Here is a 23,270-nt window from a genome sequence, read left to right as displayed (position 1 = left end):
CCGTACGGAGCGCGCGGACGACCCGGCGCGGAGGGGCGCGGACGCCCCGGTGCGGGGGCGCGGGGCGGCCTCGCGGGCGTACGCGTGGATCTTCAGGCCCCCGTACCGGAAGGGCCGGCTGCCCCGGGAGGCGAACCTCACTGGCGCGCGAGGGGGGTGGCGGGGCGAGAATACGGGTGGGCGGCGTGCGGATGCCGGACCCACACGCGAGCGCCCGGCACCCGCGGCGCCCGCAGACGAGCACATCCTGGAGGCTTCGTGACCGCCGCACCACCGCGTACGACAGCCGCCCCCGCCGGCGGCGGGGAGGCCCCGCCGGCCACCGTGCCGTGGGCCGCCGCCGTGGGGCTGCGGGCGCCGTGGCTGGCGGCGCTGAGCCGCCGGGCGTGGTTCCCGCCCGCGCTGGCCGCGGTCGCCGGGGTGCTGCTGGCGCTGGCCTTCCCGCCGTACGGGCTGTGGCCGCTGGCCGCCGTCGCACCCGCGGGGCTGTTCGTCCTGCTGCGCGGCGCCCGCCGCAAGCGGGACGCGTTCTGGCTCGGCACCGCCTTCGGCGTCGCCTTCTTCGTCCCCCTGCTGTGGTGGCTGTCCAACCTCGGCATCCTGCCGTGGCTGCTGCTCAGCGTGATCCAGGCGCTGATGCTCGGCGGGCTGTGCCTCGCCGTGCCGCCGCTGGTGCGGCTGCCGGTGTGGTGGGTCTGGGCGGCGGCCTGGTGGGTGGCGGTCGAGGCGGTGCGCTCGCGGGTGCCGCTGGGCGGCTTCCCCTGGGGCCGGCTGGCCTTCAGCCAGGCCGACGCCCCGACGCTCGGCTGGGCGTCGGTCGGCGGCGCCCCGGGCGTCAGCGCCGTCGTCGCGCTCGCCGCGGGCGCGCTCGCGGCGGTGGTCACCGCGCGGGCCGCGCACCGGGTGGTGCCGGCGGTCGCGCTGGCCGGGGCGGTGGCCCTGGGCGCGTGCGGGATGCTGCTGCTGCCGAGCGCGGGCGACGCGGGCGAGGAGCGGGCGACCGTGGCCGTGGTGCAGGGCAACGTGCCGCGGGCGCGCAGCCTGGAGGAGCAGGCCCGGGTCGAGATGGTCGCCGAGAACCACATCGCGGCCACCGAGGAACTGGTCGAGGACATCAGGGCGGGCCGGGCGGAGAAGCCGGACCTCGTGCTGTGGCCGGAGAACGCCACCGACCGCGACCCGCGCAACGACCCCGTCCTCAGCGCCCGGATCTCCCAGGTCGTGGACGACCTCGGCGCCCCCCTGGTCGTCGGCGCCATCCTCGACGCCCCCGACGACCGCATCCGCAACGCCGGCCTCCTCTGGCTCCCGGGCAGCGGCCCCGGCGAGTACTACGCGAAGCGGCAGCTCGTGCCCTTCGGCGAGTACATCCCGATGCGCTCGCTCCTCGGCGGCTTCGGCGACCTCCAGCTCATCCCGCGCGACTTCGAGGCGGGCGACGAGGCGGTGCGGCTGGACGCCGGGGCCGTGCACCTGGCGGAGTCGATCTGCTACGAGGTCGCGTACGACGGCCAGGTCCGCGACCAGGTGCGTACGGGGGCCAACCTGCTGGCCGTACCCACCAACAACGCCACCTACATGCGCGACGGCAACCTCGGCGAGCCCGAGCAGCAGCTCGCGATGTCGCGGCTGCGGGCCGTCGAGCACGACCGCTCGACGCTGGTCGCCTCCACGACGGGCATCAGCGCGATCGTCACGCCGGACGGCGAGACGGTCGACGAGACGGGTCCGTGGCGCCGCGAGGTGCTGACGGCGGCGGTCCCGCTGCGCACGGACGAGACGGTGGCGACGCGGGTGGGCGCGGCCCCGGAGTGGGCGATCGTGGCTCTGGCGGCGGGCGCGGTGGGCACGGCGGTGTACCTGCGCCGCCGCGACGCGGCCGCTGCGCCGGCTTCCGCTCCTGCTGCTGCTTCCGCTCCTGCTGCTTCCGCTCCTGCTGCTTCCGAGGCCCGTACGACGGCGGAGGACTGACCCGCCACGTGACGGGACTGGGGGCGGACTTCCGGCGGCTGTGGTTATCCTCCGCGGTCTCCAACCTCGGCGACGGCGTCCGCCTGACCGCCCTGCCCCTGCTGGCCGCCGCCGTGACCCGCGACCCGGTGGCCGTCGCCGCCGTGTCGGTGGCGGCGGAACTCCCCTGGCTGCTGGTCAGCCTCCCCGCCGGCGCCCTGGCCGACCGGGTCGACCGCCGCCGGCTGATGGTCGCGGTCCAGCTCGTCCGGATGTGCCTGGCCGCGCTCCTCACGGCGACCATCCTGGCCGACCGGTCCTCGATCGCGGTGCTGTGCGCCTTCGTGTTCCTGCTGGGGATCGGGGAGGTGGTCTTCGACGCCGCGGCGCCCACGCTGCTGCCGCGGATCGTGCCCCGCGAGCAGCTCACGCGCGGCAACGCGCGGCTGTTCGGCGTCGAACTGGGCGCCAACGAGTTCGCGGGCCCGCCGCTCGGTGGGTTCCTCTTCCGGCTGGGGCAGGCCGTGCCGTTCGTCCTCGACGCGGTGAGCTTCGCGGCCAGCGCGGCGCTGCTGAGCCGGCTGCGGGGCACGTTCCGGCCGGCCGGGGCGGCGGCCGCGCCGAAGGCCGGGGTGGGGCGCGCGATAGGGGAGGGCTTCCGCTGGCTGTGGCGCAATCCGCTGATCCGCACCCTGTCGGTCGTCGTCACCTTCATGAACCTGGCGCGCGCGATGACGATGGCCGTCTTCGTGCTGTACGCCCTGGAGACGCTGCACCTGTCGGCGGTCGGCTACGGGGTGCTGTCCAGCGCCGTCGCGGTCGGCGCGGTCGCCGGGTCCTGGGCCGCCGAGCGCATCCGGCCCGCGGCGGCCGGGCCGTGCCTGGTGGCGGCCGTCCTCGGGCACGGGCTGACGACGGTCGCGATGGGGGCGACGTCGAATCCGTGGGTGGCGGGGGCGAGCAGCGCGGGGTTCGGGTTCGCGACGATGACGTGGAGCGTGCTGACCGCGGCGGTGCGGCAGACCGTCGTACCGGACCGGCTGCTGGGGCGGGTCGGCAGCGTGCACCGGTTCCTGAGCTGGGGCAGCCTGCCGCTGGGTTCGCTGCTTGGCGGGGTGCTGGCGGCGGGGTACGGGCTGAGGGTGCCGTTCGTCGCGGGCGGGGCGGCGGTCGTGCTGGCGGCGCTGGTCGCTGCCCGTACGCTGCTGGGGGTCTCGGCGCTGCTCGCCGGGCCGGGCGGCGCCGACGGGTCCGGTGGTGACGGCGGGCCTGGTGCTGGCGGCGGGCCTGGTGCTGATGGCGGGCCTGGTGCTGGCGGCGGGCCTGGTGCTGGCGGCGGGCCTGGTGCTGATGGCGGGCCGGGCGGCGCCGGCGGTGTCAGTGGAAGCGGGTCGTGACGATGCGGGCCTTGTAGATCTGGGCGCCCGGGCGGGTCTTGGACTGGCCGCCGGAGAAGTAGACGGTCGGGCCGCCCCACGGCGGGTCCGCGGGAGTCGGGTCCAGGGTCCACATCGCCTCGCCGTCGGTGTAACGGACGTACGACTTGACGTAGTTCTCCTCGGAGATGATCGTCACCTTCCGCGTCGCCTTGTCCAGCGAGTACACCCGGCCGCTGTCGGTGACCCACAGCTTGCCGGGGTCGGTGTAGTCCGGCTGGATGTCGTGGCCGTTGCCGGCGAACGCGATGTCCGTACCCGACTTCACCAGCCGGGCCGTGGAGTTGGCGCCCGTGACCCGGTAGGTGCGGATGACCGTGCCGCCGGTGACCCAGAGCAGGTCGTTCACGTCGTCCCAGAGCACGGCGTGCGGCTTGGGCATGTCGGTGATCGTCTGCACCTCGCGGAGCGTGGAGTGGTCGCTGTTGGCGCCGCCGTAGACGTGGATGCGGTCGCGGGTGCCGGCGACGACGACGGCGGCGAGGTTGGGGATGCGCTCGATGCAGTGCGGGTAACTGGCCACGGACGTCTCCCAGATGAGGTCGCCGCGGTCCAGCCGGTTGCCGTTGCCGGTGACCGCCACGATGCCGGCGCGGCCGTTGCCGGGCTGGCCGGCGGTCATCAGCGCGATCGTGCCGTAGCGGGTGGTCGCGCGGAAGCGGATCTCGAAGGGGTCGTCCCAGCCGTTGGTGGTGCCCGGGGTGAAGCTCCAGTTGGAGGCGCCGGACCAGTCGCCGGTGCGGTCGAAGACCTGGAAGCTGTTGGTGGCCTGGTCGGTCAGCGCGATGGGGTAGTCGGCCACCGCGGCGCGTGCGGTGGACGCGCCTAAGGTGACGGCGGCCGGCGCGGCGACCGCGCCGGCGAGGGCTCCGGTGAGCAGACTGCGTCGCTTCATCGTCCGTCCATCCGTTCGTCGGCTTGCCGTGGGGGATCCGGCCGTTCTCCGTGTGCTTTCCGTTGTAATACGCGGGTAATGCACGGCGGTTGCGCCGCGGTTGCGCGGTCTTGGGGACGTACACCGACTTCATGATCCTGTCAGGGGCATGACTTCCCACGGCCATTCTACGCGCATAGTCTGAGCGCCGGCACGGCCGACTGCCGGCACTCCCGCGGCAGTTGGCGCACCCCCAGGCCGTGCGCCGCGACCCGGCGCACCTACCCGAGGAGTCCCCATGCGCCCCACCGCAAAGAAGGCTCTGGTCGCCGTCGGCGTCACCGCGGCGACTCTCCTGGCAACTGTCTCCACCGCCGAGGCCGCCCCCGCCGACAAGCCCCAGGTGCTGGCGAACTTCACCCAGACCAGCGCCGCGAGCTACAACTCCTGGGCCGCCGCCGAGGCCAACCGCGGCGCCTGGTCGGCCTACGCGTTCAACTGGTCGACCGACTACTGCAGCAGCTCCCCCGACAACCCCTTCGGCTTCCCCTTCCAGAAGTCCTGCCAGCGCCACGACTTCGGCTACCGCAACTACAAGGAGATCGGCACCTTCGACGCCAACAAGTCCCGTCTCGACAGCGCCTTCTACGAGGACCTCAAGCGCGTCTGCAACCGCTACTCGGGCGCCACCAAGACCTCGTGCAACAGCACCGCCTGGGTCTACTACCAGGCCGTCCGCGCCTTCGGCTGACCCCGTCCCCACCCCCTCCGGCCCCGGCGGTGCCCCCATGCCGCCGGGGCCGGCCGCTCTGTTCGCCGGCGGTTCCGGAGAGCCGATCCGGTTTCGGCCGTCGGATAGGGTCCGGCGGGAGGTGCGGGAATGAGTTTCCGGCTGGCGGCGTACGCCGTGTGCATCGAGGACGGGCGGGTGCTGCTCGCCCGGCACGTACCACCGGAGGGCGAGAGCAACTGGACCCTTCCGGGCGGCAGGGTCGAGCACGGGGAGGACCCGTTCGACGCGGTGATCCGGGAGGTCGCCGAGGAGACGGGCTGCGCCGCGGTGGTCGACCGCCTGCTGGGAGTGGACTCGCGGGTGATCCCCGCGGCGGTCGCACGGGCGGGAGCCGAGCACCAGAACGTCGGCGTCTTCTACCGGGTCCGCATCGCCGGCGGCCGGCTCCGGCCCGAACCGGACGGCGACATCGCGGAGTCGGTCTGGACCGCGGTGCCTGATGTCGCGGGCCTGCGCCGTTCGTCGCTGGTGGACGTGGGTCTGGCGCTGGCACGGAACCTCCCGGCAACGGGCCACGTGACCCCCATCCCGGTCGGCGGCCTGATTCAGCACTGAGACCGCGCCGCCGCTCAGGTCCGGTCCGGTCCGGTCCGTCTTCGTGGTCACCGGACGTCGAGGGGAAGCGAGCCGAAGGGCTGGTGGGAGCAGTACCGGGGGATCCTCCCGCACGGGCTGCTGGACATCGCCGAGTTGGAGGCGCACGCGGTCCGGATGCGCGCGGCGAACACGGTGCACGTTCCGGGAGTGCTCCAGACGCCGGACCACGCGCTCGCCATCTTCCGGGCCGTCCTGCCGCCCCTGCCCGAAGACGAGATCGGCCTCCGGCTGGCCCACCGCGCGAAACGTCAGGGCGTGCTCGACGGCGACAACCCGACCGCATACCGTGCCGTCGTGCACGAAGCGGCGCTACGCATGCAGTTCGGCGGACGACGGGTCGCACGCGCCCAGTTGGAGCACCTGCTCGACATGTCCGAACGCGAGAACGTCGTCAACCAGGCAATGCCGTTCGACCACGGCTCGTTCACGGGAGCCGGGCAGAACCTGCTCTACGCCGAGGGCCCGGGCCCGCAGTTGGACACCGTGCAGATCGACAACTCGCACGGGCCCGACTTCCTCCACGCGGAAGGACAACTCGCGAAGTACCGGGCCCAGCTCGACCGGCTGGAGGAGACCGCACTGCCTCCGGAGGAGTCCCGCGACTTCATCCGTGAGATCGCTCATCGACTGTAGGGAGTCAAGAGATGACCGCCATCATCGACTGGGAAGAACCCTTCTGCGGCGAAGGCGACTCGTGCTTTCGGATAGGCACGGACATCGAGGGCAACGCGCACATCGCCGTGGCAGGCAGCGAGGAGCACCGGGTCACCGACTCCGTGGAAGCGCTCCGCATGCTCATCCGGGACATCAAGGCCGGCAAGGCAGACCACTTGCTGTAAAGGCGGACCTTGGGCTGTGAGGCGGACCTTCGGCTGTGAGGCGGACCTTCGGCTGTAACGGCAGCAACCCGGCGTACGAGGGGGCGGCGTCGGGGTAACCGGCGTCGCTTGGACACCCTCCGGAAGACCCATCTCCCCTCACGCCCGCCCAAGGGTATGCGGCTGGTCTGACAGTGCGGGGTGGGTTGGGTGTTGAGCTGGTACGTCGTGGGGGTGGGGCCGGGTGCGGGGGCCGGGGGCGGCGAAGCCGGGGGTGGGGTGAGCCGGGGAAGCCGGAGCCGGGGCCGGGGCCGGGGCCTGGGCGGGCGGCGGTGCTTGCCGGGGGCGGGGGTTCGGAGTCGGGGTGGGGGGTGTCGTGTGGGGGCGGGCCGTGCGGGGGTTTTGGAGCATCGGGGTCCACCTCGCCCGGTGGCCGGCTCGCGGGAGGGCCCGGTTCCGGCCTCGGCGGCGATCAGGCAGGGCACCCGGTGCCCGCCGGTACCCGGAACCGATCCGGCCGGGGAAGCAGCGCCCGACGCCTGCCGCACCACGTGCATCCGCCCGGCGATCGCCTGCCGGGGCCCCTGTCGGGACGGCCGGGGCGGAGAAATTGTGCCGTAACTTGCGGTAACACTCCCGGATGCGGGCCGAATCAGCCCTCAAGCGCCGACTTTCGCCCACCCAGCCGCACTCGCCGGCCCGCGGCCCGCCCTCCAACACCCAGACCGTACGAAACGCACACGGCCGAGACGAACTCGCCGCACCCCACCCCGAGAACCGACCCAAAACGCCCACCGGGCCCGACTTTCGCCCGCCCAGCCACGCCAACTACAGTCCAGGCCGCCGGTATTGAACGTGAGTGAGCCGAACTCGCGGTAACCCCGACAGCGAACCTGGACAAATCACCCCCGCTGGGGGACTTTCGCCCGTCGACGCGCACGCGCCGACCCTGGGGCCGGCCATGGCCGTTCGGGGCGCCCGGGCGGAGGAATTCGGCTGCAACTCGCAGTAACGCCCCCACCAAACAGGGGTAAATCGCCCCCGTGGGCCGACTTTCGCCCATCGAGGCGCACGCAGCGGACTCCGACTTCCGCCCCCGCTCAACCGGCACATCGGCGATCGGGCCCGGCCCGCCTCCGTCCTCCGTCCCACGTCCGCCCGGGGCAACGGTGATCAGGGCAGACCCCGGCGAGCGGCGGCCCGCCCCACGTCCGCCGGGCACCTCGGCGATCGGGGAAGACTCAACTCCCGGTAGCCCGGCCACCCCGTCCTCTGGGCTCCGCCTTCGTAGCGCAGCATGAGGGCGCCCGCTCCCTCCGGGCCACCCATAGCCGCCGGTCTTTTACGGGCCGGAGTCCGCCGTCAAGGGTGGGGCGAAGCCCCATCGCGAAGCGACGTTCCCGCAGCGAAGCGGAGGGAACGCCCTTGACGGCGGACGCAGGCCCGCACACTCAAAAGCGGGGTGGCCCGGGGGGAGCCTTTACGACACGGCCACTCCCTTCGCCGGCACCCCGTACACCGGCACCCTCAACGCACCACCGCAAGCCCGGCACCGTACCCCCGCACGCGCCGGCACAGACACGACGTACCAGCTCAACGCCCCGCTCCCCCCGAGCTGTCAGAGCAGGCGCCTACCCTTGGGCGGGTGTGAGGGCACGTACGGATGCGTACGGACGGGCACGGACCCACAGCTTGGGCGGGGTGGGTGTGAGGGCGGGTACGGACGCGTACGGACCCGCGGCTTGGGTGGGTGTGAGGGCGCGTACGGACGCGCGCGGACGCGTACGGACCCGCGGCCGCGAACGAAACCGCACCAGACTCGGCGCATATCTTGGGCGGGCGCAAGGGAGATGAGTCCGCGGGCGAACCGGCAGGCGCGAGACCGGGATCGAGTCCCGAGGCGAGCGGGCGAGCGGGCGAGCAGGCGAGCAGGCGAGCGGGCGAGCGGGCCAGCGGGCGAGCGAGCGCAGGGAGGATCAGGTACCCAAAGCGCCCAGCGCAAAGCCCCCCGTCGCAACGCCCCTCTCACGCTCAGCCCTCTCTCACGCTCAGCCCCTTCTCACGCTCAGCCCCCCGCCCAAGTCCCCCACCTCACATATTCCGTTGACCCCCGCCCGCCCCAACGCAAGAGTGGTCCTCCGGCAAGGGTCGGCGGCGTGCCTGGGGCGGTGTGGTGGCTGGTTCGGAGATGGCCCGTGAGCTGCGAGCCGGGGATCCCGCTTCCCCCACGCCGCTGTGGACCTCGGACTTCCGGCTCTTCTTCACCGCCCGCACCACCTCCCTCCTCGGCGACGCCATGCTCCCCGTCGCCATCACCGCCGCCGTCCTCGGCGCCGGTTACGGCGCGAGCGGCGTCGGTTACGCCCTGGCCGCCCTCGTCGCGCCGTTCGCCGCGCTGATCATCTTCGGCGGCGTCCTCTCCGACCGCTTCGGCGCCCGGCGGCTCATGGTCGTCTCGGACGCGGCGCGGCTGGTCTTCCAGATGGCGCTCGCGCTGCTCTTCCTGGTGGGTACGCCCCCGCTGTGGCAGATCCTCGTGCTGCTGGCCTTCGTCGGCGCGGGCAGCGCGCTCTTCCAGCCCGGCGTCGCCAGCATCACGCCGCGCGTCGCCCGTGACGTGCAGAAGGCCAACGCCACCCTGCGCATCGCCGAGTCGGTCACCCTCGTGCTCGGCCCGTCGCTCGCCGGGCTGCTGCTGGCCGTCTCCTCGCCCGCCACCGTCGTCGCCCTCGACGCCGTGACGTACGCGGTCAGCGGCGCCTGCCTCTTCGCTCTCCGCGCGGTCCCCATGGGCCCCGGCAAGGCGGCGCGCGAAGGGGCGCCCTCCTTCCGGGCCGATCTGGTCGAGGGCTGGCGGGAGTTCTCGGCGCGTACCTGGCTGTGGAGCGTCATCGTCGTCTTCATGCTCTGGCAGCTCGCCGGCGCGGGCCCCACCACGACCCTCGGCAACAGCACGCTCGTCACCGACTACGGCGCCTCGACGTTCGGCCTGGTCATGTCGTCCCTCGGGGCGGGCAGCGTGCTGGGCGGGCTCGTCGCGATCCGGCTCCGCCCGCGGCACCCGCTGCGCGCCGGGGCGTTGTCGATGACGCTGTGGGCGCTGATGCCGCTGGGCGTCGGCCTCGGGCTCTCCGCGCCGCTGGTCGCCCTCTGCTACGGGGTGAGCGGTATCGGCGCCGCCTTCTGGATTGTCATGTTCCATACCAGTGTGCAGACGCACGTCCCGCAGGACGTCCTCGGCCGGGTGCACGCGTACGACGCGGCGGGATCGCTGGTGATGAAGCCCGTGGGCCAGGCGGCGGCGGGTCCGCTCGCGGGGGTGGTGGGCACGGTGCCGCTGCTGTTCGTGTCCGCCACGATGGCGGTGCTGACCTGCCTCCTGCTCCTGGCCATCCCGGCGGTACGGAACCTGCGCCGCGTCGAACGCTAGCCGCCGCGGCGCGGGTTCACCGGCCCTCCGCCGCCGCGCGCCGCCACGCGGCGGTGCGCAGCAGCCGAAGCCCGTTGAGGCCGACCAGCACCGTCGAGCCCTCGTGCCCGGCGACGCCCAGCGGCAGCGGCAGGTGCCAGGCCAGGTCCCAGACCACCAGGCCGGCGATGAACACCCCGGCGATGACGAGGTTCTGCACCACCAGGCGGCGGGCCCGGCGGGAGAGCGCGACGACGGCGGGGACGGCGGCGAGCTCGTCGCGTACGACGACGGCGTCGGCGGTCTCCAGCGCGAGGTCGGAGCCCGCGCGGCCCATGGCGACGCCGGTGTGCGCGGTGGCCAGGGCGGGGGCGTCGTTGACGCCGTCGCCTACCAGCAGCACCCGCCGGCCGCGGGACTGCAGCGCGCGTACGGTCTCGGCCTTGTCCTGCGGCAGCAGGCCCGCGTGGACGTCGGCGGCGGCGATGCCCACGCCGGCCGCGAGCCGGTGCGCGGCGGGCGCGTTGTCGCCGGTGAGCAGGAGCGGGGGCGCGCCGGTGAGCGCCGCGAGGGCGGCGACGGTGCCGGGGGCGTCGGGGCGGGTGCGGTCGGCGATGCCGAGGACGCCGACGGGCATGCCGTCGCGGGTGACGACGACGGCGGTACGTCCCGCGCCCTCCAGTTCGCCGGCCGCCTGCCGGGCGGCGGCTGCCGCGTCCGGCGGGGAGCCCGGTGAAGTGCCAGGTGCGGGGCCCGAGTCCGGTGCCGGGCCCGAGTCCTGGTCCGAGCCCGAGCCCGCGTCCGGGCCGGGGAGTCCCGCCGGGCTGTCGACCGTGATACGGGCGCCGGCGACGGTGGCCGTTACGCCGCGGCCGGGAGCGGCGGCGAAGTCCCGTACGGGCGGGACGGGCAGCGTGCGGTCGCGGGCGGCGGCCACGACGGCCCGGGCGAGGGGGTGTTCCGCGGGGTGCTCGGCCGCCGCGGCGAGGGCGAGCAGTTCGTCCTCCGCCATCCCCGAGCCGTCGAGGGGCCGGACGTCGGTGACGTGCGGCCGGCCTTCCGTCAGGGTGCCGGTCTTGTCCAGCGCCGCCTGGTCGGCCTGGCCCAACTGCTCCATGACGACCGCGGACTTGACCAGCACGCCGTGCCGGCCCGCGTTGGCGATGGCGGACAGCAGCGGCGGCATCGTGGCCAGTACCACCGCGCACGGCGACGCCACGATCATGAACGTCATCGCCCGCAGCAGCGTGGACTGCAGCTCCGCGCCGAGGAGCAGCGGGACGGCGAACAGCGCCAGCGTGGCGGCCACCATGCCGATCGAGTAGCGCTGTTCGATCTTCTCGACGAAGAGCTGTGTGGGCGCCTTGGTCCGGGACGCCTCCTCGACCATGGCGACGATCCGGGCGATCACCGAGTCCGCCGGGTCGCGCTCGACGCGTATCGTCAGCGCGCCGGTGCCGTTCAGGGTGCCGGCGAACACCTCGTCGCCGGGCTCCTTGGGCACCGGCAGCGGCTCGCCCGTGATGGTCGCCTGGTCGGCTTCGCTCGCCCCGTCGAGCACCCGGCCGTCGGCCCCGATGCGGGCCCCGGGCCGGACGAGGATCACGTCGCCCACCCGCAACTGGCCGGTGGGTACGTCCTCTTCCGTGCCGCCGGCCGTGACGCGGACGGCGGTCGCGGGGGCGAGGTCGAGGAGGCCGCGTACGGAGTCGGCGGTGCGGGCGGTGGCGATCGCCTCCAGCGCGCCGGAGGCGGCGAAGATGACGATCAGCAGGCCGCCGTCCAGGAACTGCCCGAGGGCAGCCGCCCCCAGCGCGGCGACGACCATGAGCAGGTCCACGTCGAGCGTCTTGTCCTTCAGCGCCCGCAGCCCCGCCCAGCCGGGCTCCCAGCCGCCGGTGGCGTACGTCAGCGCGTACAGCGGCCCCCAGGTCCACGCGGGGGCGCCGAGGAGGTCGAGCGGCAGGGCGAGGAGGAACAGCGCGAGCGCCGCGGCCGCCCAGCGGGCTTCGGGTACGGCGAGGGGCCCGGGGCGGCGGCGGCGTGCGGAGGCCGGGGCCGGAGTCCGGGCCGCCGGGGCGGTCTGCGGGTCCGGCTGGGTGAGGGTGTGCGGCATCGCGGCGCGATCTCCCTGCGGATGGCGGAGCTGCGTGACCGCCTCACCATACAGGAATGAATGAAGAGGTATTCATGTATCGGCTGAGTACGATGTCGGCATGGGTCACGGAGCCGCCACCCCCGGCGCGAGAGACGGCGGGCGCGTACGCCTCGACGCCGCCACCGCGCAGAAGGTGGCCGCCACGCTCCAGGCCCTGGCCACCCCCTCCCGGCTGCTGATCCTCGCCCGGCTGCGCGAGGGCCCGCTGCCGGTCTCGGAGCTGGCCGCGGAGGTGGGCATGGAGCAGTCGGCCTGCTCCCACCAACTGCGGCTGCTGCGCAACCTCGGCCTGGTCACCGGCACGCGCCACGGGCGCTCGATCGTCTACGCGCTCTACGACGACCACGTCGCCGAACTGCTCGACCAGGCGCTCCACCACACCGAGCACCTGCGCCTCGGCCTCACGGACGCCCCCGCGGGCGCCGGGCGTGACGACCTGCGCGACGAGGAGTCGGCCGCGGCGCGGGGGTGACCGGGCGCGGCGCCGGAGGGCGCGGGGGCTTCTCGGACCGGTGCCCTCGCTGTCGGTGGGGGTGCGTACGCTGGCGGCATGACCGGGAGCATCCGCATCGGACCGCGCCGCCGCCCCGCCGGGCGGCTGTTCGCGGTGCTGGTGCTCGCGGTGCTGGCGGGCCTGCTGGGCATGCACGCGCTCGGGCCCGGCGGTGCGCCGGGCGCGGAGCGGCCGACGGCCATGGCTTCCGGCCACGGCGCGTCGCAGGCGCAGGCGCCCATGACGGCGCAGATGCCCATGCCGGTCGCCGGGGCGCAGGAGGCCGCCGCGGGGCACGCACCCGCGGGGCAGGCCCCCGGGGCGTACGCACCGGTCGCCCAGACCCCCGCGTCCCACCCGCCCGCGTCCCACCCGCCCGCGTCCCACCCGCCCGCGTCCCACCCGCCCGTGGCGCAGACGCCCGTGGCGCAGACGCCCGTCGCCGCGCCCGCCGGTGACGCCTGCTCCCATACCGATGGCGGCTCCGGGCATCTCGCCCACGCCGACCGTACGTGTGCCGCCGCCGGCACGGCCTCCGCGTACGCGCCGCCCGCCCTCGCCGGTGCCCTGCCCGGCGCTCCCGACGCCGCGCCCGCGCCGATATCCGGGCCCGCCGCCGGGCTGCCGGACCGGGCGCCGCCGGATCTCGCCGAGCTGCAACTCCTGCGGATATAGCGGCGACCCGCACGGCATTCCCCGTACGACTCCCGTACGCCGCCCTCTGAAGGGCCCGTGCCGTGCTGCCGCATGCCCTGACATCCGTACGTTCCACGCGCCCACACCGGTCGCGTGCGAAGGAGTTGCACAGTCATGATCCGCACACGTTCCCTGTACCGCCGCGGTGCCGCGGTCGCGGCCGCCGGCGCGGTCGCCCTCCTCCTCGCCGCCTGCGGCGGCAACGACGACGACTCGGGAGACCACGGCAAGCACGGCGGCGCTTCCGCGTCCAGCCCCGCCGCCTCCCAGGAGGAGTACAACGACGCCGACGTCACCTTCGCGAAGGGGATGATCCCCCACCACCGCCAGGCCGTGGAGATGGCCGATCTCGCGCCCGGCCGGGCCGCGTCCGACGAGGTGAAGAAGCTCGCCGCGGACATCGAGAAGGCCCAGGACCCGGAGATCGAGACGCTCTCCGGCTGGCTCACCTCCTGGGGCGAGGACGTCCCCGCCGAAGGCGGGATGGACCACTCCATGCACGGCTCCGCCGGCGGCATGATGTCCGAGGAGGACATGGAGACCCTGGAGAAGGCGAAGGGCGCCGCGTTCGACACCGCCTTCATGGAGATGATGATCGAGCACCACGAGGGTGCCGTCGCCATGGCCGAGACCGAGCAGGCGGACGGTTCGTACGCGCCCGCGAAGGAGATGGCCGGGCAGATCATCAGCTCCCAGGAAGCCGAGATCGACGCGATGACGTCGATGCTCGACAAGGGCTGACCGCGGTCCGCGCGTGGGGCGGGCGCCGTGCCCGCCCTACGCGTACCGCAGCGCCCGCCGCCGGCCGGACACGATGGCGATCAGCGAGACGCTCAGCGTGAGGACGTACGCCGCGAACGCCCAGGCCGCCGGGGACCGCGAGGTGATCGTCAGCAGCGTCACCGTGGCGCCGGTGCCGACGAGGACGTAGAAGAGGAGGTTCTCGGAGGCGGGGTCGCGCCACGCCTTCACGACGGTCGGCAGCGCCGCCGCCGCGTCGGCCGCCACGGCGAACACCACGGCCAGCGCCGCCTCGCCGAGCCCCAGCCACGCCCCGAGTGCGGCGCCGGCGGCGACCGCGCAGGCGAGGTCGAACGCCCCGAGCCGCGCCAGGTTCCGCCGCGTGCACACCCCGGTCACCACGACCACCAGCGGCCCGGCCCCCGCCACCAGCGTCTGCACCGCGGGCAGCCCCACACCGGAGTCGAGTTGCGCGGAGAACGCGATCAGCGGCACCGCGGCCCACAGCGACCATGTCACGAGATTGGGCCGCACGGTGCCGCGCACGATGGCGAAGGAGTACCGGACGCTGCCCGCCATCCCGAGCACGGCACTGACGAACACCCAGCGCGGATCGATCACCCCCGAGCCCCCTCCGCCCCCTGCTCTAGCAACTGCAGTCGCAGCAACCGCAGCAGTCGCAGCAGTCGCCGTCGCAGCCACAGCCGTCGCAGCCGTCGCAGTCGCAGTTGCTGTGCTTCTCCTCCTTCTCCTCCTCCTTCTCCCCCTCCGCGCCCTGCCCCAGCGGTACGAACTCCGGTGGCGGGGGGCCGAACTGGCCGCCCGCGTGGGCGAAGGTGCGGCGGACCGCCCGCTCCAGCTCGCCCACCAGCAGGGCGCGGACCAGCCGGTCGTCGGTGAACTCCGCGTCCGCCAGGGCGAGTGCGACGCCGCGGGTCGCGTCGTCGCACAACTGCCGCACCCGCGCGGGAGGCGTGGCCGTGGCGGTGATCGGGTTCCACGCGCCCGTACGGCGGTCCTCCTCCGCGTCCTGTACGGCGTCCAGCAGGTGCGCGACCCGGCCGAAGAGCCGGCCCGCCTCGGCCAGCGCCGCCTCGTTCCCGGGCCGGCCCGCGAGCGTCGCGGTGTGTGCGAACGCCGCCGCGGTCGCCAGCTCCGTCGGCTCGGTCACCACCAGCACCGACGTACCAGGACCCGCCAGCGCCTCGACCTCGCGCTGCCGCTCCACCGCCTCGACGAGCACCCCGGTGTCGAACCCCAGCCCTGCGCCGCCCCGGGCCCCGGCCGTCTCCCAGCTCCCGGCCACCCGCCGCGCCGGCGCGGCCAGCGCCGGCCGCGCCAGGGCTCCGTCGCCGTCGGCGACGTGGTCGCGGATCTTCGCCGAGGCCAGCAGCAGCGAGACCACCGCCGCCAGTTGCGCCCCCTCCCCGTACGCCACCTCCGCCCGCCGCATCCGGCGCAGCGGGCACGGCCCCGCGGTGCGCCAGCCGCCGCCGGCCTTGCCCTCCGCCGGGGCGGCCTGCGCGTCGTACAGCACCGATATCAGCAGCCCGTCGTGGTTGGTGGCCGCCCGCGCGACCTGCCCACCCTGGCCGCGCAGCGCCAGGCACAGCCCGCACAGGTGCCCCAGCCACTCCTTGGCGAGCCCTTTGGGCAGTCGGCAGCGGCAGGGCCGAATGATCCCGAACATGCGTCTCCCCTCCCCCGGTCCACGTGTCCGGTGGAAGACGAGGCTACGCGCGCCGCGGTTCACCGGCGACGGTGTCCGGTAACGCTTTCGGCCCGGCCGGCCAAGTGCCTGATATAGGCAGGGGTTGAAGGGATCACACATGGTCAGCAGCTCGGGTGAGGCGGTCCGCCGGATCGGCACGGATCCCCAGGCGTTCGAGGCGTTCTACCGCGCGCACGTCGACGCGGTCGAGCGGTTCATCGCCCGCCGGGTGGCGGATCCGCATCGTGCCGCGGATCTGACGGCGGAGGTGTTCCTCGCCACGATCGAGTCGGCCGGCGGCTACAAGCCGTCCCGGGGGGCGCCGGTGGCCTGGCTGTACGGCGTCGCCCGCAACGTGCTGGCCGGCGACCGGCGGCGCAGCGCGCGCGAGCGCGACGCCGGTCTGCGGCTGGCGGGGCGGCGGCTCGTCGAGGGGGACGACATCGCCCGGCTGGACGACCGAATAGACGCCGAGGCACAGGCCAGGACCCTGTACGAGGCGATGGCGCAACTGCCCGCCCACGAACGGGCGGTGCTGGAGCTCGTCGCGCTCGACGGCCTGAGCGCCGGCGAGGCGGGCAAGGCGCTGGGCATCCGGGCGCCCACCGCGCGGGTCCGGCTGCACCGTGCCCGCCGCCGGGTCCGTGACCACTTCGGAGCCCCCGTCTCACCGCCGGTCGTGCCGGCGGCTTCCGGACCGAGACAGTAGGAGATACCACCATGAGCAAGACAGAGGGCCCGATGGGCGGCTTCGAGGAGCGGCTGCTCGGCGAGCTGAAGCAGGTCGTCGCGGAACGTGCCGCGGAGGAGGCCGCGGTGGCCCGGCCGGAGCCCGTGGCGGTGCGCGCGCCGCGCCCGCGCCGCCGGATGTGGGCCGGGCTCACCGCCTCGGTGGGCGTGGCGGCGGCGGGCGCCGCGGCCGTGGTCGCCCTGCCGGCGATGGGGGGTTCGGCCGCCTACGCCGTCGAGAAGAACGACGACGGCTCCGTGTCGGTGACCGTCGAGAAGTACGAGGACGCCGACGGGCTGGAGCGGGAGCTGGAGAAGCACGGCGTGTCCGCCGAGGTCGACTACGTCAGGGCGGGGATGTGGTGCCAGGACGATCGCGGCGAGGGCGTCGACCGCTACGGGCTGTTCGAGCACGCCCCGGAGCAGGAGGCCGGCGGTGGCATGACCTTCACCCTTCGCCCCTCCGAGTTCCGGCCGGGGGACCACGTCGTGATCGTGACGAGCGTCTCGGGCAGCGGCGACGAGATCACCAAGCAGATCGGCTGGCAGGTCGTCAACGGCCCCGTGCAGCCCTGCAACCCGGCTCCCATTCCCGAGGAGCCGGACGAGCTGCCCACGGAGGTCGACAAGCAGACGGCCCAGCCCTGACAGCCCGGCGCGGCGCGCCCCCGGCCCGGTCCAGCGGGCCGGGGGGCGCCCCTTCCGTACGACGTGCGCGACCGGCCGGTCAGCGCCCCGCCGGCTCCTCCCACCACGACAGATGGGCGGCGGCCTGCGCCGTCGGCTCGATGATCTCCCAGGCTTCGGCGATCAGCCCGGCCTCGATCCGCCAGACGTCGACCACCGTGATCTCCGGCCCGCCGCCGGGGAGCGATCGCCGGGAGTGCATGACGACGTGGTCGCCGTCGGCCAGCAGGTGGTGGATCTCGACCTGCATGCCGGCGAGCGGGGTGAGCGCCGCGCGTACGGCGGCGAGCCATGCCGCCTTGTCCGAGGTGGTCGCGTCCGGCCGGTGGTGCACGAAGCCGTCGCTCAGCAGCGGTGCGAGGCCGTCGGCGCTGCCCGTCTCGATCAGCCCGGCGAGTGCCTGCCGGACGAGGGTCTTGTTGCTCTCTGCGGTCATGGGAGGCAGTTTTTCCGCGGTCGCGGCGGCTGTCGATGACATGGCATTTCATGGGCGTACGACGCCGGGGTGCGTACCCTCGGGACCGTGCCCACCATCGGTGACCTCCTCCGGCAGTGGCGGCACCGCAGGCGGCTCAGCCAGCTCGACCTCGCACTCGCCGCCGACGTCTCGGCCCGCCACGTCAGCCTGATCGAGACGGGCAAGACCAATCCGAGCGCCGCCATGGTGCTCCGCCTCGCCGACCGGCTCGCCGTGCCGCTGCGCGAGCGCAACCGGCTGCTCCTCGCCGCCGGCTTCGCCCCCCGCTACCCCGAGCGGCCGCTGGACGACGAGGCGCTGGCGGCGGCCGGGGCCGCGGTCGCCCGGGTGCTGCGCGCCCACGAGCCGTATCCCGCGCTGGCCTTCGACCGCCGGTGGAACATCCTGCGCACCAACCGCGCGGTCGAGCCGTTCCTCGCAGGAGTCGACCCCGCCCTGCTCCGGCCGCCTGTCAACCTCGTCCGGCTGGGCCTGGACCCGCGCGGCTTCGCCCCTCTGGTGGTCAACCTGGACGACGTACGCACCGTGTTCCGCGCCCGGATCCGCCGCCAGCTCGCCCTCGCCCCCGACCCCGAGCTCACCGCGCTCTACGACGAGCTGCTGGCCCCGGGCGCCGCGGACCCGCCGGACCCCGATGCGGACCCGGATCCGGACCCGGGCCGCGCGGTCGCGTCCGACGTCGTGATCCCGATGATCCTCCGCGTCGCCGGGCGGGAGCTGCGGCTGTTCTCCACGATCACCACGTTCGGCACCCCGGTCGACATCACGCTGGCCGAGGTCGCCATCGAGTCGTACTATCCCGCCGACGCCGAGACCGCCGCCCACTTCGAGGGCCCGGGCACCTGAGCGCGCCCGCCCGCGTGTCGCAGCTCTGTACCGGATCCCGCAGAGTGACCGGCCCGACACGGGCCGCTGCGCTAGCATCCCCGCAGTGCCGCGGGTGACTCCGCGGCTGGTGGGGGGAGTTCCGGGGCCGGCCGCGGCGAGTGCGCGGCGACGGCATGGCTTCCCCGTCGTCGACTGGGGGGTTGATGCATGCCGTTAGGGGCTCTGGGGGATCGTCACGGTGTCGCCGCGCACCTCACGGACCTCGCCGAGGAACCCGGGCTCGCGTCCCGGCGTGACGAACTCACCGCCCTCGCCGACGCGCTGCGGGGCATCGGCACCAGCGATCTGGAGCCGTGGACGGAGCTGGACCTGATCGCGGCGTACGCCCGCCCCGAGTCGGTGCACGAAGCGCTGCGCCCGCCGCCGCAGCCGCGCTACCTCGCCTGGGTGGAAGCCGCCCTCGGCGCCCTGGTGTTCGTGCCGCTGCTGCTCACCTGGTTCGGTCTGACCAGGGCCTCCAGCGCGTACGACGCGCTGACCCAGGCCGAGCCCAAGCAGGCCGAACGCCCCTTCCTCCAGCTCTGGCAGACCGGCTTCGAGGGGCACCTCACCGGGTGGTTCACCTTCGGGCACGTGGTCGCCTCGGCCACCGCGGTCATCGCCTGCCTGCTGCTCCTCGCGCTGCTGCACGGCTGGGGCCGCGCCGCCGCCGACCGCGCGGAGGAGCAGGCGCGCCACGACGGCGACCGGCTCCTCGCCCGGCTGCTGCCCGTGCTCACCCGCGCCCAGCTCCTGCTCAACGAGGAGCGCATGGGCTCCCCGGCGCGCTTCGCCGCGGAGCTGGGCAGGTCCGCCGCCAAGCTCAACCGGCTGACCAGCAAGGCGGTTTCGGCGCAGGAGCTGCTGACGAAGGCGTCCGAGCAGGTCGGCGCGGCCGTACGCGGTGCGGAGCGGCGGCTGGCCGGTGTGGATGCCGCGGTGGCGCCGCTGGAGCAGGCGACCGCGGGGGTGGCGAAGGCGGTGCTCGACAGCGGGGCGCGGACGACCGGCGCGCTCGCGGACGTACGCGAGGTCAACGGCGAGATCCGCGACCGGCTCGACCGGGCCGGCGAGCGGGTCGAGGACGCGGTCACCGTCCTGGCCGCGTCGCAGCGGTCGTTCACGACCAGCACCGAGGTGGCGGCGGACGTCACCGCCCAGACCCTGACGCGGCTCGGGGAGGTGGCGGAGCAGTCGGCGCTGGCGGTCACCGCGGCGCGGGACACGGCACGCCGGATCGCCGAGCAGACGGACGCGCTGCACGCGATGGCTTCGAGCGTCGCGGACCTGGCGGCTTCGGTACGGGGCGCGGGGATACGGCCCGCGGAGGGTCTGTCCGCGGAGATACGGGGCGCGGAGGTACGGGACGCCGGGATACACGACTCGCCACTACGGGCCGCGCCCGGGCCCGTAGCGGATCTCGTGCCCTCGGCGCCCGCGCGCCCGCGGCGGCCCGGCGTCCACGACGACGAGCCCGCCGACCGGCCGAAGGCCGCCGACCCGGCGGGCGGGGGCGCGCCGTGAGGTCCGGGCGCCGGTCCGGCCGGCTGCACCCGTTACACCTCGCCGGCTGGCTCTTCGCCGACGTGCTGCTGGTGCTCGCCCTCATCGCCATGGGCGACCAGGGCGATCCGGCCGCCGCCCGGCAACCCGCCCCCGGCGCCTCCGGGTCTCCCGGCGCGGAATCGCCGAAGCCGTCGCCGAGCCCGTCGGGGCCGCGGGCCGTGGAGCGCAAGCCGGTGAAGATCGCGCTGGAGGCCGACTCCTCGGACCGTACGCGCATCGTCGGGCAGCTCCGCAAGGCCACCGCGAAGTACGAGGGCCGCCAGGCAGCCATCGTGCTCACCTTCGGCCACCACCAGGACGCCGGGGCCGGCGTCGCCTACGCGGGCCGCGTCAACTCCCTGCTCGGCGAGGCCCGCCCGCGGATGTTCCGCGGAGCGACCACCCGCGACTTCGTGCTGCTCAGGGGCGGCGGCGGGCGCGCGGACCTGGAGATCTACTTCTACACCTACTGACGCCGTCCCCACGGCCACGCGGAACCGGAGGAACACCCGTGCAGATCCTGCCCTTCTACCTGGTGTGCGACGAGTCGGGCTCGATGAGCGGCGCGCCCATCGAGGCCATCAACAACGCGCTGCCCGACCTGCACCAGGAGATCAGCACCAACCCCACGGTGGCCGACAAGACGCGCTTCGCCCTCATCGGCTTCTCCGACGACGCCAAGGTGCTCCAGCCGCTGGCCGACCTCAGCGAGCTGAGCGACCTGCCCGCGCTCGCCGCCGGGGGAGTCACGTCGTACGGGCAGGCGTTCCGGGTCCTCCAGGCGTGCATCGAGACGGACGTGACCGATCTGAAGGCCGAGGGCCACGAGGTCTACCGGCCGGTCGCGTTCTTCCTCTCCGACGGGGTGCCCACCGACGACGGCTGGGAGGAGACGCTGCGGGAGCTGACCGAGTCGCGCTACTGCCCCAAGATCATCGCGTTCGGCATCGGCGAGGCGGACGCCGCCACGATCAGCCGGGTCGCCAACTTCCGCGCGTTCATGCAGCAGGACTCCGCCATCTCGCCGGCCGCCGCGCTGCGCGAGTTCGCGGCGAGCCTGACCCGGTCCATCGTGCGCTCGGCGAGCAGCATCTCCGCGGACGGCCGCGGCGACTTCACGCTCGCCGTGGACGACACGGTGCCCGGGTTCCAGACGGTCGCGCTGGACAAGCTCTGACGCGGGGGAGGTTCGGACCGTCACCATGGACCGTCAGACACCGCCGGGCGGCGGTACGCCGCTCACGCACGGTACGCCGCCCACCCACGGCACGGGCAGCGACGGCAGCAGCGACGGAAGCAGCGACGGAGGCAGCGACGGGCTGCTCGAAGGGCTCCCGCCCGAGATCAGGCGCGCCGTCCTCCACCCCCGCCACCAGGCGCCCCCGCCCGAAGCCGCCCGGGGCGTGCCCGAGTACGTCGGGCGGCCGCCGAGTTACCCGCCGCGGCCTCTGGGCCCGCCCGCCGTACACGACGGCGACCTGCTCGCCGCCCTGGTGCCGGACAGCGTCGTCGACGGCGCCGAGCTGGGGCCGCTGACCGTCAGGGCCGCGTCCGTACGGGGCGACTCCCACCGGTGGCGGGCGGAGTGCCGGCAGGACGCGCTGGGCGTGACCCGGCTCGGCCCGGCGGGCGACGGAGGCGGCGCCCGGCAGCAGGACTTCGCCGGCAGCGACGGGCTGCTGCTGCTCGCGGTCGCCGACGGGGTCGGCTCCGCGCCGCTGTCCCACCGCGGCGCACACGCCGTCGTCGGCTGCGTCGCCCGCCGACTCGACGAAGCCGCCGCCGCGCTGGCCGCCGTGCTGCGCGCCGGGGACGGCGCCGGGTTCACCGTCCTGGCCAAGCGGGCGGTCGCGGACGCGGCGGCGGAGCTGCGGGCCTCGATCGACGCGCCCCCGGCCGCGTACGCCACCACGTTCCGCGCCCTGGTCGTCCCGCTCGACCCCGCCGTCCGGGTACGCGGCTTCCTCGGGGTCGGCGACGGCGGGCTGTTCCGGCTGCGCGACCGCGGTTGGTGGGACCTGGACCGCCCCGCGGCCACCACCGGCGGCAGCGGCGTCATCGATACCGGCACCGCCGCCCTCCCGGACGCGTACGAGCAGGTCACCGCCCGCCTCCTGGATCCTTCCGAGCCCGGGGACGTGCTGGTGGTGTGCACGGACGGGTTCTCCGGACCGCTCGCCGGCGAGAAGGAGTTCCGCGAGCACATGGCGGAGCAGTGGGGGCACACGGCCGCCGTACCGCAGCCCTCGGACTTCCTCTGGCACGCGCAGACCCGGCTGAAGTCCTACGACGACGACCGCACGCTCATCTGTCTCTGGGAGGGCCTCGGGTGACCGCCGACGACGGTACGGACGTGCCGCTGGCCTCCCTGGCCTCCGGCGGCAAGATCGGCGACGGCGGCCAGGGCGAGGTGCACGCGCTACGGGACCTCCCCGGCCTGCTCTACAAGAGCTACCGCGCGCCGCACGAGGCCGACGGCGAGGCGCTGGCCGCGCTCGTCGGCGTACACCGCGCGCTGCCGCCGGAGGAGCGCGCGCATCTGGACGCGCGCGCCGCGTGGCCGCTGTGCCGGGTGGTGGACGGCGGGCGCGCGGTCGGCTTCCTGATGCACCGGGCCCCGGCGACGATGACGTGGCAGGCGCCCAACGGCGCGGCGAAGCTCACCGAGTTGCAGTTCCTGCTGCGCGAGCCGAAGCCGTCCTGGCGGAGCATCGCCCAGCCCGCGCCGGGCCAGCGGCGGGAACTCGCTTTGGCGCTGGTCGAACTGGTCGAGCGGCTGCACCGCTGGGGGCTGGTGCTCGGCGACGTCTCGCAGGCCAACATCCTGTGGACCGTACGCCCCGGGCCCGCCGTCTACCTGCTGGACTGCGACGGCTTCCGGGTCGCGGGCCGCGCCCCCGTCCTCGCCCAGGCCGACACCCCCGACTGGGGCGACCCGCTGGCCCCGGCCGGCTCCGCCACGGTGGACAGCGACCGCTACAAGGCCGCCCTCGCCACGGGCCGCATCCTCGCCCAGGACGCGTACACCGCGCCCGGGCGGGAACTCGGCCTGGTCCCCGGCGAGCTGGACGAGCGCCAGGAAGCGGCCGTACGCGACCGCTACGCGCAGGCAGCCGGCGCGTACGGCACCCGCCCCACCCTGGCCGAATGGCGCACCGCGCTCGTCGGCCGCGACGTCATCCGCCTCACCGCCGCCACCCCCGGCCCTCGGCCGCCGGTAAACCGGGCGATGCTGGACGGCGTCCGGGACCGAGGCACGATCCCGCTGCGGCCGCCGCGGGACTGAGC

22 protein-coding genes and 1 pseudogene are annotated in these 23,270 nt (G+C 74.6%); 18 read left to right on the top strand and 5 right to left on the bottom strand.

Annotated elements, in window-relative coordinates; genetic code table 11:
* The first annotated feature begins 258 nt into the window (after window positions 1–258).
* Window positions 259–1,971: an apolipoprotein N-acyltransferase gene (lnt, locus tag ACFYVJ_RS19505; RefSeq protein ID WP_388892951.1), complete on the top strand. Its 1,713-nt coding sequence runs from the start codon at window positions 259–261 to the stop codon at window positions 1,969–1,971.
* A gap of 8 nt (window positions 1,972–1,979) precedes the next feature.
* Entirely contained in the window at window positions 1,980–3,347 is a 1,368-nt protein-coding gene (locus tag ACFYVJ_RS19500; protein WP_388892949.1) for an MFS transporter, read from the top strand.
* Here ACFYVJ_RS19500 and ACFYVJ_RS19495 read toward each other — a convergent pair.
* Window positions 3,328–4,281: a DUF6528 family protein gene (locus ACFYVJ_RS19495; protein WP_388892947.1), complete on the bottom strand. Its 954-nt coding sequence runs from the start codon at window positions 4,279–4,281 to the stop codon at window positions 3,328–3,330. The two genes, ACFYVJ_RS19500 and ACFYVJ_RS19495, sit on opposite strands and share 20 nt — an antisense overlap.
* 277 nt (window positions 4,282–4,558) lie before the next feature.
* Here ACFYVJ_RS19495 and ACFYVJ_RS19490 point away from each other — a divergent pair, with 277 nt between their 5' ends.
* From ACFYVJ_RS19490 to ACFYVJ_RS19470, 5 genes and pseudogenes are all read left to right on the top strand, one after another.
* A complete protein-coding gene (locus tag ACFYVJ_RS19490) occupies window positions 4,559–5,011 on the top strand; it encodes a phospholipase (protein ID WP_388892945.1) in 453 nt (150 codons plus the stop codon).
* A 129-nt stretch (window positions 5,012–5,140) separates the two neighbouring features.
* Window positions 5,141–5,608, top strand: coding sequence for an NUDIX hydrolase (locus ACFYVJ_RS19485; RefSeq protein WP_388892943.1), 468 nt, complete (start codon window positions 5,141–5,143; stop codon window positions 5,606–5,608).
* 75 nt (window positions 5,609–5,683) lie between these two features.
* Window positions 5,684–6,283 (top strand): annotated as a pseudogene (locus ACFYVJ_RS19480) (DUF5753 domain-containing protein); the annotation flags it as partial.
* An 11-nt stretch (window positions 6,284–6,294) separates the two neighbouring features.
* Complete coding sequence (locus tag ACFYVJ_RS19475; RefSeq protein ID WP_388892941.1) at window positions 6,295–6,489, top strand: hypothetical protein; 195 nt, start codon at window positions 6,295–6,297, stop codon at window positions 6,487–6,489.
* 2,167 nt (window positions 6,490–8,656) lie between these two features.
* Window positions 8,657–9,898 carry an MFS transporter gene (locus ACFYVJ_RS19470; RefSeq protein ID WP_388892983.1) on the top strand — a complete coding sequence of 414 codons (1,242 nt, stop codon included), beginning with the start codon at window positions 8,657–8,659 and terminating at the stop codon, window positions 9,896–9,898.
* A 16-nt stretch (window positions 9,899–9,914) separates the two neighbouring features.
* Here the strand turns inward: ACFYVJ_RS19470 and ACFYVJ_RS19465 are convergent, their stop codons facing one another.
* Window positions 9,915–11,993: a heavy metal translocating P-type ATPase gene (locus tag ACFYVJ_RS19465; protein WP_388892939.1), complete on the bottom strand. Its 2,079-nt coding sequence runs from the start codon at window positions 11,991–11,993 to the stop codon at window positions 9,915–9,917.
* Window positions 11,994–12,093: 100 nt separating this feature from the next.
* On the opposite strand from ACFYVJ_RS19465, the gene ACFYVJ_RS19460 reads away from it, so the two are divergent.
* The 3 genes from ACFYVJ_RS19460 to ACFYVJ_RS19450 all read left to right on the top strand — a co-directional run bounded on the left by ACFYVJ_RS19460 (window position 12,094) and on the right by ACFYVJ_RS19450 (window position 13,965).
* Window positions 12,094–12,507 (top strand): ArsR/SmtB family transcription factor, encoded by a 414-nt coding sequence (locus tag ACFYVJ_RS19460; protein ID WP_388892937.1) that lies wholly within the window; start codon window positions 12,094–12,096, stop codon window positions 12,505–12,507.
* Between the two features lie 78 nt (window positions 12,508–12,585).
* A complete protein-coding gene (locus ACFYVJ_RS19455; protein WP_388892935.1) occupies window positions 12,586–13,203 on the top strand; it encodes a DUF6153 family protein in 618 nt (205 codons plus the stop codon).
* A gap of 135 nt (window positions 13,204–13,338) precedes the next feature.
* Entirely contained in the window at window positions 13,339–13,965 is a 627-nt protein-coding gene (locus tag ACFYVJ_RS19450; protein ID WP_388892933.1) for a DUF305 domain-containing protein, read from the top strand.
* A 36-nt stretch (window positions 13,966–14,001) separates the two neighbouring features.
* Here the strand turns inward: ACFYVJ_RS19450 and ACFYVJ_RS19445 are convergent, their stop codons facing one another.
* Both ACFYVJ_RS19445 and ACFYVJ_RS19440 read right to left on the bottom strand, forming a co-directional pair.
* Entirely contained in the window at window positions 14,002–14,586 is a 585-nt protein-coding gene (locus ACFYVJ_RS19445; RefSeq protein ID WP_388892931.1) for a hypothetical protein, read from the bottom strand.
* A 25-nt stretch (window positions 14,587–14,611) separates the two neighbouring features.
* Window positions 14,612–15,655: a DUF5685 family protein gene (locus tag ACFYVJ_RS19440; protein WP_388892929.1), complete on the bottom strand. Its 1,044-nt coding sequence runs from the start codon at window positions 15,653–15,655 to the stop codon at window positions 14,612–14,614.
* 139 nt (window positions 15,656–15,794) lie between these two features.
* On the opposite strand from ACFYVJ_RS19440, the gene ACFYVJ_RS19435 reads away from it, so the two are divergent.
* Both ACFYVJ_RS19435 and ACFYVJ_RS19430 read left to right on the top strand, forming a co-directional pair.
* A complete protein-coding gene (locus tag ACFYVJ_RS19435) occupies window positions 15,795–16,385 on the top strand; it encodes an RNA polymerase sigma factor (protein WP_388892927.1) in 591 nt (196 codons plus the stop codon).
* Between the two features lie 11 nt (window positions 16,386–16,396).
* Window positions 16,397–17,053, top strand: coding sequence for a hypothetical protein (locus tag ACFYVJ_RS19430; protein WP_388892925.1), 657 nt, complete (start codon window positions 16,397–16,399; stop codon window positions 17,051–17,053).
* Between the two features lie 79 nt (window positions 17,054–17,132).
* Here ACFYVJ_RS19430 and ACFYVJ_RS19425 read toward each other — a convergent pair whose 3' ends face one another.
* Window positions 17,133–17,528 carry a nuclear transport factor 2 family protein gene (locus ACFYVJ_RS19425; protein ID WP_388892923.1) on the bottom strand — a complete coding sequence of 132 codons (396 nt, stop codon included), beginning with the start codon at window positions 17,526–17,528 and terminating at the stop codon, window positions 17,133–17,135.
* A gap of 87 nt (window positions 17,529–17,615) precedes the next feature.
* On the opposite strand from ACFYVJ_RS19425, the gene ACFYVJ_RS19420 reads away from it, so the two are divergent.
* From ACFYVJ_RS19420 to ACFYVJ_RS19395, 6 genes are all read left to right on the top strand, one after another.
* Window positions 17,616–18,416 (top strand): helix-turn-helix domain-containing protein, encoded by an 801-nt coding sequence (locus ACFYVJ_RS19420; protein WP_388892921.1) that lies wholly within the window; start codon window positions 17,616–17,618, stop codon window positions 18,414–18,416.
* A gap of 189 nt (window positions 18,417–18,605) precedes the next feature.
* Window positions 18,606–19,961: a methyl-accepting chemotaxis protein gene (locus tag ACFYVJ_RS19415; RefSeq protein WP_388892919.1), complete on the top strand. Its 1,356-nt coding sequence runs from the start codon at window positions 18,606–18,608 to the stop codon at window positions 19,959–19,961.
* A complete protein-coding gene (locus tag ACFYVJ_RS19410; RefSeq protein ID WP_388892918.1) occupies window positions 19,958–20,455 on the top strand; it encodes a hypothetical protein in 498 nt (165 codons plus the stop codon). The genes ACFYVJ_RS19415 and ACFYVJ_RS19410 overlap by 4 nt, the downstream gene beginning before the upstream one ends.
* Window positions 20,456–20,493: 38 nt before the next feature.
* On the top strand, window positions 20,494–21,159 hold the full coding sequence (locus ACFYVJ_RS19405; RefSeq protein WP_388892917.1) for a VWA domain-containing protein: 666 nt from the start codon (window positions 20,494–20,496) through the stop codon (window positions 21,157–21,159).
* Between the two features lie 25 nt (window positions 21,160–21,184).
* On the top strand, window positions 21,185–22,315 hold the full coding sequence (locus tag ACFYVJ_RS19400) for a protein phosphatase 2C domain-containing protein (RefSeq protein WP_388892915.1): 1,131 nt from the start codon (window positions 21,185–21,187) through the stop codon (window positions 22,313–22,315).
* A complete protein-coding gene (locus tag ACFYVJ_RS19395) occupies window positions 22,312–23,268 on the top strand; it encodes a hypothetical protein (RefSeq protein ID WP_388892913.1) in 957 nt (318 codons plus the stop codon). The genes ACFYVJ_RS19400 and ACFYVJ_RS19395 overlap by 4 nt, the downstream gene beginning before the upstream one ends.
* Window positions 23,269–23,270: the final 2 nt, after the last annotated feature.

Source organism: Streptomyces sp. NPDC004134, from assembly GCF_042874195.1.
Lineage (GTDB): Bacteria > Actinomycetota > Actinomycetes > Streptomycetales > Streptomycetaceae > Streptomyces.
Note: the sequence above shows the minus strand (reverse complement) of the source record. Positions and strands in the feature narration are given on the sequence as shown.